The sequence below is a fragment of the Roseomonas aerilata DSM 19363 genome (assembly GCF_000711725.1).
Classification (GTDB): domain Bacteria; phylum Pseudomonadota; class Alphaproteobacteria; order Acetobacterales; family Acetobacteraceae; genus Roseomonas; species Roseomonas aerilata.
Genome location: NZ_JONP01000069.1, coordinates 1 through 13,974, shown reverse-complemented (window position 1 = coordinate 13,974; position 13,974 = coordinate 1). Strand labels below are relative to the sequence as shown.

Sequence of the window (13,974 nt, the reverse complement as noted above, 5' to 3'; positions counted from 1 at the left end):
CGCGCCAAGGAACTGCTGGGCGACAAGGGGTACGACAGCAAACGCTTCCGCCAGGCGCTCACCCAGCACGGCATCGCGCCCTGCATACCCTCAAGCCGCAGCCGCAAGGTCCCGCTCCCCTACGACAAGATCCTTTATCGGCAGAGGCATTGCACCGAGAACATGTTCGGCCGCCTCAAGGACCGGCGCCGCATCGCCATGCGCTACGACCGATGCACCCACACCTTCATGTCCGCCATCCTCCTCGCCGCCACCGTCCTCTTCTGGATCAATGAGGCCTGAGCCTAGCCGTCGAGCCGGACGTCGGCATTCCGCGCGACCTCGCGCCATTTAGCGATCTCCGCCCGCACGAAGGCATTGGCTTCCTGCACCGATTGCGGTGCTGGGGAACCGCCCAGTTGGACGACACGCGCGGCGAAGGTTGGATTGCGAAGAAGTGCTGTCACGTCGGCATTAACCCGGGTGATGACAGCCTCCGGCGTGCCAGTGGGAACGCAGAGCCCCGCCCAGCCGATCGCCTCGTAACCCCGGATTGTCTCAGCAATGGCGGGCACCTCCGGCACCTGCTGCGCCCGGACGGCCGAGGTGACGCCGAGCGCCTTGATCCGGCCGCCGCGCAGATGCGGCAGGGCGCTGGCCACGCTGTCGAACATCATCGGGATGTTGCCGGCGATCAGGTCTGCCATGGCCGGGCCACTGCCGCGATAGGGCACATGGGTCATCTTCACGCCTGCACGGTTGCAGAACAGCTCCGCCGACATGTGTTGAGAGGTACCGGGGCCACCGCTTCCGTAGTTGATCCCGGCGGGATCAGCCTTGGCCGCCGCGATCAGCGCCGGCACGTCGCTCGGCGCGAAGGACGGATGCGCCACGATGATCAGCGGCACGGTGAAGATGGTGGTAATGTAGGTGAAGTCCTGCTCCGCGTCATAGGGGAGGTTGCGGATGACGCTGGGGTTGATGCCAATGGTGCCGCTGGTGGAGGCGACGATAGTGTAGCCATCGGGAGCCGAGCGGGCGCCGGCTTCGGTGCCGACCACGCCGGCGCCGCCCGCGCGGTTCTCCACCACCACGCGCTGCGGCCATTGGCGGGACAGTTCCTCCGCGAGAACCCGGCCGATCGTGTCGGTCGCCTGGCCCGGCGGGAAAGGCAGCAGAAAGCGGACGGGCTTAGTGGGCCAAGCCTCCTGCGCAGCAGCCTGGCGCAGGGCAGCCTGGGTGAGGACAGCACCCATCAGGGCACGGCGGCTGGGGCGGATGGTCATAGCGCTGGCTCCCGGCGCGGTTCGTGCGACGATTAGGCGAAGCGATCGGTTCGAGCAACACAAGCGATGCGCACGAAAGTTTTGCTATTGAGTTGGACTGCGTCGCAAGGAACAGCTTGGAGGCCAAGTCGGCTAGCGGCAGGTCCCGGGATAACGCGAGCCGGATATACTTTGGGCGCCCTGGCTCAAGTATGCGGTTCCGCGCGCCGACTGCGGTCCGGGTTTTCAGGGTTAGACACCATAAGCAGCTTTCTTGGTACGGCTCACGAGGGCGTCCAGGGCACGGGTGACGAGTGCCATCGTTGGCTTGTCCTGCCGGAAAGCAACGGCAAGAACACCAGTCCGCGAGTCGATGATGCGCGCCGGTGCGAATTCAGCTTCGCCCGGCAATCCAACCAGGATCTCGGCCCCAATGTCACACGGCCACTCGCAGGCGAGCGCCGCTCCCCCTAGTGAGATGTCCTGCAGGCTAGCCGAGCCGGTGTCATAGGTCGCGCACTTAAGGCGGATAGCCGCTCCGAAACCGGGAACGCGCTCGTAGCGACGCCGCTCGTCGTTCTTCTGAACGGCGCGCATAGCATTCAGGAAGTGGTCAACGTCCTGGCGCAGTCCATCTGATAGACCAGCGACCTGATCTGCGGCTTCGAGCACCGTGCCACTGATGGCACCGGATCGCTCGGCTGTGGTGCAAACGTCGTGCATGGCGCGGGTGGCGCTGTCCGTTACCTCGGAGATGGCCTGTACCTGTGCCGCGATCTCGCGCGTGGCTGCCCCTTGCTGCTTGACCGATGCAGCGATGCTACCCGCAATCTCGCTGACCTGTTCAATCGCCGTAGCTACGCCCCGAACCGCCTCCACGGCCTCGCCTGTTGCGGCCTGGATGGCACCCACCTGCGAGCTGATGCGGCTGGTTGCCTGCGCGGTCTGGCTGGCAAGCTGTTTCACCTCGGCTGCTACGACTGCGAAGCCCTTACCGGCATCCCCGGCTCGGGCGGCCTCGATGGTCGCATTCAGTGCCAGCAGGTTGGTCTGACCGGCGATGTCGGAGATCAGCCGCACCACCTCACTGATCTGCCCCGCCGCATCGCTTAGCCCGGCGACCGTCGTATCGGTGCTTCTCGCCCGCACCACCGCATCCTGGGCTGCTATCGCGGCCTGGCTCACCTGGCGGGAGATCTCGCCTACGCTTGCGGTCAGCTCCTCGGTCGCAGCCGCCACCGTGGCGAGGCTCCGTGAGGAGGTATTCGCGTCCGCCGCGGTACTCTCCATCTCGATCTTGGTCCTGTCTGCAGCCTGGGCCATGCCACCAGCGGCGGACCGCATGCCATCGGCCGAGTTCGTCAGCTTGACCAGGACGCCGGAGACTGCAGTGCCGAAGTCGGTGGTCAGCCGCTCCATGGCTTCTCCCCGGCGGTCCTTCGCGGCGCGCTCATTTGCTGCCTCCTTCTCCGCCTGATGCGCCCGCAGAGCTCCCTCACGAAGCACCTCGATGGCGCGCCCAATCTGGCCGAGCTGGTCCGTGCGGTCGGCACAAGGGGCCGGCTGGTCAAGATCTCCGGCGGCGATGGATCGGACGCTGGCGGCGAGCCCGCCGAGAGGGCGCATGGAGGAACGCAGCGCGAGCCATCTGGCCGTTCCGACTACCAGGATGACAACGAGCCCGGCCAGCAAGCCCTGATGGACCATCTTGTCCACTGCTTGCCGAACATTGGCCAGGGACACCCCCACAAAAAGAATGCCCGCAGGCTGACCGGTTCCATCCTTAACGGGCTCGTAGATCGTCAGGTACGGGGCACCCAGGATCTCCGCCGTGCCCTGGTACGCCTCACCGCGGCCGATCACCGCGTCACGTGCAGGTCCGGCAGCCAGCTTTGTGCCGACGGCTCGCACACCGTCCGGACCCTGGACGTTAGTAGCGACGCGTGTGTCACCGGCGAAGATGGTGGCGACGCCGCCCGTGATGCGGCCCACCTTATCCACCAGGTCCTCACGCCCGTTCAGCGGTTCGCCACCCAAGGAAAGCCTGCCACCCTCATCGAGGCGCCAGTCACGCCCTATCCCACTCAGCTCGTTGCGCAGCACCGCGAGGTTAGTGCGCAACGCACCCTGGGCCGCCTGCATCTGAGCATCGTAGGCCACCCGCAGCGTCCAAGCCTGAACTGCCGCGACGGCCACCACGATGGCCAACAGCGAGGCCAGCAGCAGGCGGGCAACAATGCCAACGCGGTGGGTACAGCTACGAGCCTGTCGAACCCTCTGTGCCAGGTTGCTCATGCGGGCGCGCCTCCTGTCGGTCATCCGTGCGCTCCCGGAGCATGCGGGGAGCACTTGCTCGTAACCCTGGCAGCCGCTTTCTAAAGATTAGCTAAGATCTCCAACTCTTTTGCTCGGGTATTCCCTTCATGCGCGCCTCGAAAGAAGCGGGATATCAGCACTCAACTTTAGGGAACCAAACTGCTTCGACAACTCGCCTCTTACCATCGCAGGTGGAACTGAGGTCGCGAAGCGGGCGGGCCAGGGAGGCTGAACTCGCTCCCGTATTCCCCGGCATGAGGATTTCAAAATCCATTCGCTGACCTGCCGATAGCAGTCAGGCAGCAGCACTCCTGTACCCAGAACCTTCGGGGGAGCACGCCGACGCCCCGAGCATGGCACGCACGTCCTCACCTGGTCTCGGTTTGCTGAACAGGTACCCTTGGAACTCTCCACATCCCTCAGCACGCAGCGCAGCCAGCTGCTCCACTGTTTCTACACCCTCCGCGTTGACAGTCATGCCCAGCGCCTTGCCAAGTCCGACAACAGCTCGAATGATGGCGCTGCAGTGCTCATCCTGACCCAAACCGCGCACAAAAGACTGGTCGATCTTGATTTTATCAAAAGGGAAGCGCTGCAAGTAGCTCAAAGACGAATAACCAGTTCCAAAATCATCCATCGCGATCCTCACTCCAAGGGCACGCAGCTTGTGCAGAGTCGCCAGCACCGCCGCATCATCGTTGAGGAGCAGGGACTCGGTAATTTCTAGCTCCAGAAGATGAGGTGCAAGGCCGCCATCACGTAGCGCTGATGCGACTTCGGAAACGAGTGCCCCACCCGTGAACTGAATTGGTGAAAGGTTCACTGCAACCTTCAGCTCTCCCGGCCAAGCAGCCGCAGCGATACAGGCTTGCCTTAGAACCCAGCTACCAATCGGTCGGATGAGGCCAAGTTCCTCGGCAACCGGAATGAACTCAGCTGGTGAGACGGTTCCACGCTCCGGGTGAATCCAGCGCACAAGTGCCTCGAACCCGGAGATCAGGCGACCGTCTGCCTCCACCACCGGCTGATAGTAAACCTGGAATTGCTCCTCCGCTACCGCGCGTCGCAGATCCTGTTCGAGCTTGCGTTTGGCAATCACGCGGGCGTTCATCGCGGGTTCGAAGAAGCGCCAGGTGCCACGCCCCTCTTCCTTGGCGCGGTACAGCGCGAGATCCGCCCTCTTGAGCATCTCGTCCGCCTCGTCCAGCCCGTCCTGCGTGAGAGCGATGCCGATGCTGGTACCTGTGACGACTTGATGCCCGTCGATGTGGAAGGGCTCCGCCAGGGACGCGACCAGCCTCTGCGCAAGCACGGTGACCTCCTCGGGCTGCGCGACCGCTTCCTGGACGATCGCGAACTCGTCGCCGCCGAGCCGGACCACTAGGTCTGCTGGACGGGTGCATGCCTTGAGGCGATCCGCTACCTGACAGAGCAAGGCATCGCCCGTCGGATGGCCCAGGGTATCGTTGACCGACTTGAACCGGTCGAGGTCCAAAAGCATGACGGCCAGGCCAGTCTGACGCTGAGCCCGTCCGAGAGCATGCACCATGTGCTCGCGGAACATGGCGCGGTTGGGCAGTTTAGTGAGTGAGTCGTGGTGTGCCATATAGGTGAGCTTGGCTTCTGCTTGTCGCCGCTCGGCTAGGTCCTCATAAGTCGCCAGCCAGCCGCCGCCGTTGACCGCCTGCCTTATCACCATGAATGAGCGACCATCGGCGAGATCGCAACAGGCAGAATCCTTGCCGCCGCCGTCTAGGGCAAAAAGCCGAGATAGTTGTGGGTCGTCGAAGACTTCCTCCTTGCGGCGTCCCATCACCGGTTGACCGAACATTTCGACGAAGCGGCGGTTCACGACAACAAGCGTCTCGTCCGGGCCAAAGAGACATAGGCCTTGCACCATGTTGGACAATGCAGCGTCAAAGCGTGCGAGCTGGGCCTGCATTTTTCCGGTGTGCGACATCTCCTGGTCGGCAAGAAGCTCCACGAAGCTGGCCTGCATAGTTGCGAGCGCGCGCAGTAGCTCGTCTGTTTCGCTCCTACTCCATCCTGCTACCGTGATCTTATTGTCAAACCGACCGCCAGCGATGGCGCGGGCGATGGCGACCGCCGCCCGGACAGGAGGTATGATCGCGCGGGTGAGGATGACCGTGATGAGCAATGCCACGCCGAGAGAGATGCCTATGGCGAGCCATGTCTGCCGCAGGATAGCCTCGATCAGCCTTCCTGCGCTTTGCCGTTGGCGAAACCCTTCAGCGGCGTACACTTCGACGAGCGTATCGAGTGATGCGTTCAGATCCCGCAGCGACGAGTATAGCTCCGATAACGGAAGCGCTGCTGCCGTATCGGTCGTTCTCAGCAAGGAGATGGTCAGCGCCTTTGCGGCGCTTTGCGCCCCCGCGGAGGGGGCTCGCTCGACCGCGATGTCGAGATCGTCGGCTGCCTCCGGCAGTGCAGCGATCACCCCGGCACGCCCATCGTCGATGACTTCATCGATACTGGAGCGCTGGAGGGATGCCTCGGCACCGAGCAACCGGTTCTGCGCTGAACGCAAATAGCTCATTGCAAGGAAGGTGTTGTCGTAGAGCGAGATAGCTATCGCCCCGAGGTCGCGCTGTGTGCTGTGCGCAAAGCTCCCGAGGATCGCCGGCACACAGGCGAGCGCAAGGCAGCCACCAAGGATCTTAATGCGCAGGTTCATCCTGAAACGATACCTATAGCCCAATTCACAAGTAGCTAAGGGTTCCAATCATTATACTGCGAGATCTGTTAACCGCATGCCAGCTGGATTTCTACTCATGCCAGCCGGCTTGATCGCTGACTTGCATGTGTTCCCGCTGATGCTCCTGGTGTGGATCGCTTTTTCCGGTAGTTTGTTTGGGAGGTCGGAATGGGGTGGGCGATCACGCGGCATGGCCTGTCCATCGGTGAACTTCGGCAGGCGGTGACCGGCAGCCGTGGAGCGAATGCGGCCCGTCGGATGCTGGCGATCGCACTGGTGTTGGAGGGGGCCTCGCGTGAGGAGGCGGCCGAGAGCTGCGGTATGGATCGGCAGACGCTGCGTGACTGGGTGCACCGCTATTACGCCGCGGGTCTTACCGGGCGGGTGAGCCGCCGTGCTCCGGGTCTGGCACCACGACTCTCGGGCGAGCAGGAAGGCATGGTGGTCCGCTGGGTTGAGGAAGGGCCGCACCTGGAGCGGGAGGTGTCGTGCGCTGGCGCTGCCGTGATTTGCAGGAGCGGATCAGGCGCTAATCCCAGGTCAGCCTACACGAGCGTACGGTGGGCAAACTTCTAACCCGGCTGCGCATGCGCCGCCTGTCCGTGCGACCACAGCATCCGCAGAGCGCCCCCGCCGCGCAGGCGGCATTTAAGGGGGCTTTGCTGATCGGGTGAAGGCAGCGGTCGGCACGGTCGTCCCCGGCACACCGATCGAGGTCTGGGTTTTGGACGAAGCTCGTGCGCGCCAGCAGGGCACGGTGACACGGGTCTGGGCGAAGCGGGGCATGCGCCCGCGTGCCTCGCGCGATCACCGCTATACCTGGGCCTTGATTTTCGGCGTGGTCTGTCCCGAGCGCGCCGTCGGGTCGGCTTTCGTGCTGCCCGAGGTCCACGTGAGCCCATGAATAGCCGCCTGGCCGGGATCAGCCGCTGCGCAAGCAAGGGCGCGCATGCCGTTCTCGTGCTCGATGGCGCGGGCTGGCACACCTCACCCAGTCTGCGCCTGCCCGAGAACATCAGCTTACTCCCGCTGCCGCGCTACGCACCCGCGTTGAACCCGGTGGAGAAGGTTTGGGAGTTCCTGCGCCAGACCTGCTCAGCCATCGCGTGTGGGACAGCTAGATGTTTGGTAGCGGGATCTGGTTGTGCTGGTCATGGATGAACCTGGACGGCTCCTCCGTCCAGGCTTTGCAGATGGCTTCGTAGCGTGTGAGGCCCCGCAGGGTCTTCAGGCGGCGGGCGAAATTGTAGGCGGCGACGAACCCGTCGAGGTGCTGTCGCAACTCGTCGTGGGCCTCGTAGTGGTAGCGCTTGACGGTCGCCTCTTTGGTCGTGCGGTTCATCCGTTCGACCTGCCCATTACCGGGCATGAGAGCTCCGGTGCTCACGTGTCGCGCCACGTCGGTGTACCGGGTCAATGGTGCGACCATCCGGGACACGGGGCACCGGGAGCACGTGGAGTGCGGGCAGGCCGTCCGATGGAAGTGAACCGCGAGTTCGAGCTCGTTACATGGCCGCCCCTGCGACCCGCCCGGATGCGCTGTGAGCGCGGATCCGTATTTGTCGTGTTGCCCGCCAGCTACCGCTTTGCAACCACGAGCGAGGAGGAGGACATGGCGCCATGCGCGTCATCGGAATGGACATCCACCGTATCTTCGTGGAGGCGGTGGCCTTGCTGGACGGCAAGGCCACTCGGCTGGGCCGGGCGGACGTGCGCCGGGACCGGCTGGAGGAGTTCGCCCGTTCGGCCCTGACCCATGACGACCACGTTGTGGTCGAGGCGACGGGCAACGCGGCGACCGTGGCCGAGGTGCTTGGCCCGCATGTCGGGCGCGTGGTGATCGCCAACCCCAAGCAGGTCCGGCTGATTGCCCAGGCCAAGCTCAAGACGGACGCGATCGATGCAGCTGTCCTGGCCAGGCTCTATGCCAGCGGCTTTCTGCCGGAGGTCTGGTTCCCGGATGAGCGGACTGGAGCGCTGCGGCGCCAGGTCAGCCGGCGCGAACAGCTCGTCCGGCAGAGAACGCCGATCAAGAATATCGTGCAGTCCATCCTGCACGCGCATCTCGTGCCCCCCTGTCTGTCCCCACGCCGATCCGTTCGGTCGGAGCGGCCGGGCCTGGCTTGCGCAGCAGGTCCTGCCCGAGGACGAGCGCCTGGCTGTGGAGCGGCATATCCGCACACTCGATCGGCTCCTCAAGGACCTGCGCGTGGTCGAGGGCGACATCGCCCGACATGCCTTGGACGACGATGCGGTCCAACGGCTCATGACCATCCCGGGCATCGACGTGATCGTCGCGGTCGGGCTCGCGGCGGCTATCGGCGACGTGGCCCGCTTCACCTCGGCCGAGAAGCTTGTGGCCTATCTCGGCCTGAGCCCGAGCGTCCGCCAGTCCGGCAACGGTCCCGCCCGGCATGGCCGCATCGCCAAGCAGAGGCGGGGTCAGGCCCGCGGCCTCCTCGTTGAGGTAGCCTGGGCGGCTGTCCGCGCGCCAGGGCCGCTAAGGACGTTCTTCGGCCGCATCGCCTCCCGCCGTGGCCAACACGTCGCGGCCGTGGCCAAGGCCCGTAAGATCGCTGTCCTCGCCTGGCAGCTCCTGGCCCGGGGCGAGGACTACGCCTGGGTACGGCCAGCGCTGCAGGCCCGAAAGCTCCGCAGCCTGGAACTGCGGGCCGGGCGGCCGCGGCGCCATGGCCAGCGGGGTGCCGCCTACGACTACAACATCAAGGAGGTCCGCCAGCGGGACCGTCATGCCGCGGAGGGCGCGGAGACGGCCAACGCAAAGCTCACACAGGGCTGGCGTCAGTCAGGGCCGAAAAAGCCGCGGGCGTGCACGGGCGTTGCAAAGGAGGAGCGACGATCCGAGGCTGCGCGGCGGGGCAGACACCTCCGTGCCCCGCTCTTGGCCAAGCGACCACCCGTGCGCGGAGGAAATTTAGCAGGGCCTGCCGAAAGGGGCTTCTCTATTTCATCCGTCGTCCACGGATGCCGGGGCTCGGTCAGCCGGTGATCGATGTTGTTCTGGGCGCAGGCATACTCGAAGACATGGGCGAGAAAGCGCTCCCCCTTGTCCATGGCCTCTCTGATCCGAGCGGCCGCCGAGCAGATGTTGCCCGGTGAGGTAAAGTGCGTGCCGTTGTCCGTGAGCACGGTGTGGATGCGATAAGGCACGGCCTTGATGAGCGCCCGGAGGAAGTTGGCGGCGTTGCGGCGAGTGACCTTCCCGTGGAGTTCAACGAAGTTGAACTTGGAGGTTCGGTCGATGGCGACAAGCAAGTAGAGGCGCCCCTGCTCGGTGCGGACCTCGGCGATGTCCGGCGAACCGCGGGTTCGACGTCCACCTGGAAGTAGCCGATGGGATAGACCTTGAAGCGCTTCCTGGCGGTCGAGGCACTGTCCGGCTCGGGCAGTCGAGACATGCCGTGACGCACCAGGCAGCGGTGGAGCGAGGAGCGGGTCAGCTGTGGCAGGCTGCGTTGCAGGGCGTAGAGGAGGTCGTCGAGCGGCAGCAGGGTGTGGCGGCGGAAGGCGACGATGATCGCCTCGTCCTCGACCAAGAAAACCGTGGACTTCGGCTCCTTCGGGCCAGTCGGCATGTCGGTAACAGACCCACGCGCCTGCCACTTGGCGACCATCTTCTGGTTGATCCCGTAGCGTCTGGCCAGCCCTCTCAGGCTCTCTTGGCTAACCTGTATCGCTCGACGGATTGCCTCCGTCGTTGTAGCGCTGCCGTGGAGAAGCTGGCCCATAGTGCGTCCTTCCACTCGGAGGGGAAGACTGCACCATCAAACCCTGGGATCAAACATCTAGGACGCCATCATCAATGCCTGCTGTCATGCTTGGTCCACGCTGATGAGCACGCCAGAGCAGATTGCCTCCATCACGTCTCGCTTTGGGCCGGGTCAAAGTCTGAGGCGGCCGGCATGACCAGGAGCTGAGGAAACAACGCGGTGTTCGGCGACGATGGCTGGCCACCGTGCCGGCTTATGCCTGAATGGAGACGATGCCACGTAGAGCAAGGAACACAGCTGGAGTCGGACTTGGGCCACACCAGCTTGTCAAGCCCATTGTGTGGTGTTACCGGACCTGAATTGTCATCCGCATGCGAGGATGAACACCGCAACGTACCTCGAAGGAGCCCGCGTCGGCAAACTGCACGTCAACGAGTTGGTGCGGCGCCATCAGGTCTGACTCGTACCGCATGGACGGACCACGAATGGCGATCTGATGCGGGAAATCGTCGTCATTGGTGAACCTGACGGCGCCGCCTCTGGCGATCTGGAGTTCGCCGACCTCGAAGTTGCGGTTGCGCTGGGCGACGGGAGTGATCGATGCGGTGAGTGCCGGCCCGGCTACCAGAACCAAGCCAGCAAGTGCCATCAGACGCGGGGGTCTCACTGGCCGGCCTCTCGCCGGTCCGCCGAAATCCGGTAGGACAGAGTTCGTGCGGTCAGCATCGGGTCTGCCGAAGGAGCGATGCCGCCGACGAGGTTCGTCGGCACGAAGCGCAGATCTTGCTGGCGTTCGTCGTTTGACGACAGGATCTGCTGGATCGACAGGGTGCCAACCTCGATCTCTGGGCGATCGTCGGGCCAGGAGCGCGACCCGTCCTCCACAGGATCACCGTCCGCTGCGAGCTGGACCGAGATCCGGATGATCACTGGGCCACGGCTGAGCCGGTCCTTCAGCTCCTCGGCGAGGAACCTGTCCGGCAGTCGAGCCGCCTCTGCCACGCTCAGGTGCGAGACGCCTGCTTCGGGCCGGAGCCGATACCTTCCATATTGCGCCACGCCAGCGCTGTTCTCAAATCGAAAGGCGGTCACGCCGAAGTAGGCTTCCATGCCGTAGCTGGCTGGCATCGGCTTGGGATGCTCTAGGAAGGCGCGGGCAGCCGGGCGCGAAGAAGCAAACTCGGCCAGTCTTGCAGGGTCCGGGAGAGCCCGGAGGAAGGCTGCGAATTCCTCCGGCTTGGCGACCGGAAATCCGTCGTAGGAATGGGCGACGATGTCCGTATCAGCACCATCCGGCAGCATAAACTTGACCGCAAGGCCTCGAGGACTGGCTGCAGCGTGGTTGTCGGGGAGACCAGGAATGGCGGCGAAGTTGGAGAAGCGGGCGAGCACCGGCACGCTTCCTCCCGCGAAATGCCCGGCACGGCTTAGGGATAACGCGCCGCTGGCCGGCACGAAACGGCCTTCCGTGAGTAAGCCGGTCGCGTGAACGGCGCGTTGCCCGGCGTGGGGGCCGCCGAAAAGATTGTCGAAAGCTCCAACAACGGCCTGAGCTACTTGTCGTGGGGATTGGAGGTCGTCTTGGGACTGCGCGGTCGCCAACCCGGGCGTGAACGCCGCGCCGGCGAGCAGGGCAGCTCTCAGGAAAGAGGTGGCGCGATGAAAACGCTCCAATCTGGAAAGCATCTCCGGCAGCCGTGTCATTCCCGTTATCCCCGTTCATGCGTGCGGTGTCCACGGCTGACGTGGACCAGCATTCTGCCCGGAGGGTATGCCCTGCGTCTTACTAAAAGATTGCCGACCGCCTATCATTACAGTTGTGCTCCGCGTTGGACCTGGGCTTTTTGGGAGGCAGCTTGGCGTGCCCGTTGCCAGAGTGATCATGCGGTGAGGTGGACGGGTCGGATCTTTCGTCGGGCCAGGCGGCTCACTATGTGGCGGATCTCCTGGATAGACCAGCGGCTGAGCGGCGTTCGCTGTGACTCACGAGGGCTGGGGTTTGCTCATCGGCAGCGTTCGCGCTGTGTCGGATCACCGCCACCATGGCAAGGGCGAGCATGACCAGCGACACCTGGCGGTGCCAGCTGTGCCACGAGCGTGTTTCGTTGTGGGTCAGCTCAAGTTCGTTCTTGGTGGTCTCGAAGACCTCCTCAATTGCCCCCCGCAGTGGTGGACACCTCGGATGAGCTCCTGAGGGGGCGAGGTGCCCTGATGGCGACAAACACGCGGCGTGAGTTCACGGAGGAGTTCAAGGACGAGGCAATAGGCCTGCTGGAGAGCGGCGGCCGTCCGCTGATGCATGTGGCCAAGGAGCTCGGGATTCAGTCTTCCATGCTGCGCAACTGGCGAGGTCGGCTCGGATCTGGTGCCGGTCAGGCTGCAGTTTCGGAGCAATCCGCTAAGACAGTAACGGCGATGCCTGCGAAGAGGCCGAAACTCGCCGGCTGCAGAAGGAACTCGGGCGGGGGCATTGTCACGTTGCTTGGCCAGGAGGCGCGCTGGACCGAGGGGCAAAGCTTAGCCAGCCTCAAGCTGCCAGTTGGACGCACGTCTCCACTGCCAGACCCGGAGGGCGTTGTCACGAGCACGGCGGTACCCGTCTGTTGTCATCAGGTGCCGCCGCGGACAGAAGTGATCGTCGATCATGCCGTGTGCCGAGAGGAACCGTTGTGCTTGCTCGCATGACTTGAAGCATTGCATCTGACGTTCTCGGCCTCGCATTGGCCTATGGGAGTTCTCGGCACGGTTGTTCAGGTGGCGGTTGGTTCGATGCCGCACATCGGGCAGGACCTCTCGCTGCGCAACGCCAGATCTGCGGAGCTCATCCCTGACGATCCTGCAAGGCTTGTACTGGAGCAGCCAGCAGGCGCTTGAAGAAGCGTTTGGCCGACGTGCCAATCCGCCGCTTCTGCACGAGGATGCCGAGCACGATGCCGCGCTGGTCTACTGCCCGCCAGAGTATCACCCGGCTTCGGGCGACGCTTGCGCAGCCTGAGCGCGAAATTCGCGCCTAGGCGGAGGCACCACCGGCGGATGCTTTCGTAGCTAACCACCACGCCTCGCGCGGCGAGAAGCAGCTCGACGTTTCGAAAGCTCAGGCTGAACAGGTCGTAGAGCCAACAGCATGCCAGATGACCTCGGCCGGGAAGCGGTAGCCGGGGTAGGTGGTGGGCTCTGGCGGCATCCCGCCAGCTTCGCCTGACCGGTTCGTTTCAGTCAGAGCTGGGCGACGTGACAATGCCCGTGTGACTCATCGAGGGACAGGAATGGCGCTACCCTTTACGAAAAATGGAAAGAATGCCCCCGCAGCCTGATGACGCAGCCGCTCCAACCAAAATGAAGTGGAAACGGTGCGTTGAGGTTTCTTTAGACTGGCTGCTGCAAGGGGCCACCGGGCGTCAGCCGGTCAGCTCCGCCTGGACAAGCCCGTTCAAGAACCCAAGGGGGGCTCATGCTTGGCATTCCAAGCGTCATCACTCTTGGGCAGTTCACCGCAGACACAGTGTCTCTCCAGATCATCGGCCCGGCAGGAGGTGGCAAGTCAAGCGTGGCTCAGGCCAGTGACGTGAATGGGGACGGCTCCGTTGACCTCCTCGTCGGCGCCTCGCGGCCGCAGGCCGGAGACGGCAGCACCTACTTCGTCTATGGCGGCCCGGGCGGCCCGGCGGCGGTAGACCTAGGCTCAGGCCTCATTGATCCAGAAGAGGACGGTGGCGGCGAGGAGGATGGCGGACATGAAGGTGTGGGTGCATCGGTCGTAGCGCATGGCGATGCGGCGCCGGTCCTTGAGGCGGCCGAACATGTTCTCGGTGCAATGCCTCTGCCGGTAAAGGATCTTGTCGTAGGGGAGCGGGACCTTGCGGCTGCGGCTTGAGGGTATGCAGGGCGCGATGCCGTGCTGGGTGAGCGCCTGGCGGAAGCGTTTGCTGTCGTACCCCTTGTCGCCCAGCAGTTCCTTGGCGCG

The 13,974-nt window shown here is 64.2% G+C and carries 12 protein-coding genes and 7 pseudogenes; 8 read left to right on the top strand and 11 right to left on the bottom strand.

Annotation, left to right across the window (positions count from 1 at the left end; genetic code table 11):
• Positions 1–282, top strand: a 282-nt coding sequence (locus BO39_RS27420) for an IS5/IS1182 family transposase (RefSeq protein WP_043839751.1), incomplete at its 5' end; no start/stop codon positions are given.
• Between the two features lie 2 nt (positions 283–284).
• On the opposite strand, the gene BO39_RS27415 is transcribed toward BO39_RS27420, so the two are convergent.
• The 3 genes from BO39_RS27415 to BO39_RS27405 all read right to left on the bottom strand — a co-directional run bounded on the left by BO39_RS27415 (position 285) and on the right by BO39_RS27405 (position 6,258).
• Entirely contained in the window at positions 285–1,265 is a 981-nt protein-coding gene (locus BO39_RS27415) for a Bug family tripartite tricarboxylate transporter substrate binding protein (RefSeq protein ID WP_043839755.1), read from the bottom strand.
• Positions 1,266–1,496: 231 nt separating this feature from the next.
• A complete protein-coding gene (locus BO39_RS27410; protein WP_169742872.1) occupies positions 1,497–3,539 on the bottom strand; it encodes a methyl-accepting chemotaxis protein in 2,043 nt (680 codons plus the stop codon).
• A gap of 316 nt (positions 3,540–3,855) precedes the next feature.
• Positions 3,856–6,258: a putative bifunctional diguanylate cyclase/phosphodiesterase gene (locus BO39_RS27405; RefSeq protein ID WP_156964014.1), complete on the bottom strand. Its 2,403-nt coding sequence runs from the start codon at positions 6,256–6,258 to the stop codon at positions 3,856–3,858.
• 189 nt (positions 6,259–6,447) lie between these two features.
• Here BO39_RS27405 and BO39_RS35515 point away from each other — a divergent pair, with 189 nt between their 5' ends.
• The 4 genes and pseudogenes from BO39_RS35515 (at position 6,448) to BO39_RS35505 (ending at position 7,440) form a co-directional block, all read left to right on the top strand.
• Complete coding sequence (locus BO39_RS35515) at positions 6,448–6,855, top strand: helix-turn-helix domain-containing protein (RefSeq protein WP_084698610.1); 408 nt, start codon at positions 6,448–6,450, stop codon at positions 6,853–6,855.
• A pseudogene (locus BO39_RS35510) lies at positions 6,828–6,953 on the top strand (winged helix-turn-helix domain-containing protein); the annotation flags it as partial. The gene BO39_RS35515 and the pseudogene BO39_RS35510, both read left to right, overlap by 28 nt.
• Positions 6,950–7,183 (top strand): hypothetical protein, encoded by a 234-nt coding sequence (locus tag BO39_RS30610; protein ID WP_052402921.1) that lies wholly within the window; start codon positions 6,950–6,952, stop codon positions 7,181–7,183. The pseudogene BO39_RS35510 and the gene BO39_RS30610, both read left to right, overlap by 4 nt.
• Positions 7,180–7,440 carry a transposase gene (locus BO39_RS35505; protein ID WP_084698608.1) on the top strand — a complete coding sequence of 87 codons (261 nt, stop codon included), beginning with the start codon at positions 7,180–7,182 and terminating at the stop codon, positions 7,438–7,440. The genes BO39_RS30610 and BO39_RS35505 overlap by 4 nt, the downstream gene beginning before the upstream one ends.
• On the opposite strand, the pseudogene BO39_RS27395 reads toward BO39_RS35505, so the two are convergent.
• Positions 7,397–7,639 (bottom strand): annotated as a pseudogene (locus tag BO39_RS27395) (integrase core domain-containing protein); the annotation flags it as partial. The gene BO39_RS35505 and the pseudogene BO39_RS27395 overlap by 44 nt on opposite strands.
• 260 nt (positions 7,640–7,899) lie before the next feature.
• Between BO39_RS27395 and BO39_RS27390 the strand changes: the two are divergent.
• Positions 7,900–9,136, top strand: a pseudogene (locus tag BO39_RS27390) (IS110 family RNA-guided transposase); the annotation flags it as partial.
• Positions 9,137–9,237: 101 nt separating this feature from the next.
• On the opposite strand, the pseudogene BO39_RS34720 reads toward BO39_RS27390, so the two are convergent.
• From BO39_RS34720 to BO39_RS33275, 4 genes and pseudogenes are all read right to left on the bottom strand, one after another.
• Positions 9,238–10,028, bottom strand: a pseudogene (locus BO39_RS34720) (DDE-type integrase/transposase/recombinase); the annotation flags it as partial.
• Between the two features lie 328 nt (positions 10,029–10,356).
• On the bottom strand, positions 10,357–10,659 hold the full coding sequence (locus tag BO39_RS27385; protein WP_043839753.1) for a cupredoxin domain-containing protein: 303 nt from the start codon (positions 10,657–10,659) through the stop codon (positions 10,357–10,359).
• Positions 10,660–10,673: 14 nt separating this feature from the next.
• On the bottom strand, positions 10,674–11,714 hold the full coding sequence (locus BO39_RS27380) for a catalase family peroxidase (RefSeq protein WP_211257590.1): 1,041 nt from the start codon (positions 11,712–11,714) through the stop codon (positions 10,674–10,676).
• Positions 11,715–11,940: 226 nt separating this feature from the next.
• Positions 11,941–12,174 (bottom strand): annotated as a pseudogene (locus BO39_RS33275) (IS701 family transposase); the annotation flags it as partial.
• 47 nt (positions 12,175–12,221) lie between these two features.
• On the opposite strand from BO39_RS33275, the pseudogene BO39_RS34715 reads away from it, so the two are divergent.
• A pseudogene (locus BO39_RS34715) lies at positions 12,222–12,431 on the top strand (transposase); the annotation flags it as partial.
• 96 nt (positions 12,432–12,527) lie between these two features.
• On the opposite strand, the gene BO39_RS35500 reads toward BO39_RS34715, so the two are convergent.
• Both BO39_RS35500 and BO39_RS35495 read right to left on the bottom strand, forming a co-directional pair.
• Complete coding sequence (locus BO39_RS35500; protein ID WP_408735190.1) at positions 12,528–12,797, bottom strand: DDE-type integrase/transposase/recombinase; 270 nt, start codon at positions 12,795–12,797, stop codon at positions 12,528–12,530.
• Positions 12,798–12,831: 34 nt separating this feature from the next.
• The gene (locus BO39_RS35495) at positions 12,832–12,939 is read right to left on the bottom strand and encodes a hypothetical protein (RefSeq protein ID WP_408735189.1); all 108 of its coding nucleotides are present in this window, start codon (positions 12,937–12,939) and stop codon (positions 12,832–12,834) included.
• 522 nt (positions 12,940–13,461) lie between these two features.
• Between BO39_RS35495 and BO39_RS35490 the strand changes: the two are divergent.
• A pseudogene (locus BO39_RS35490) lies at positions 13,462–13,635 on the top strand (integrin alpha); the annotation flags it as partial.
• A gap of 57 nt (positions 13,636–13,692) precedes the next feature.
• Here BO39_RS35490 and BO39_RS34710 read toward each other — a convergent pair.
• Positions 13,693–13,974: IS5/IS1182 family transposase (locus BO39_RS34710; RefSeq protein ID WP_043839751.1), on the bottom strand; the 282-nt coding region annotated here is incomplete at its 5' end.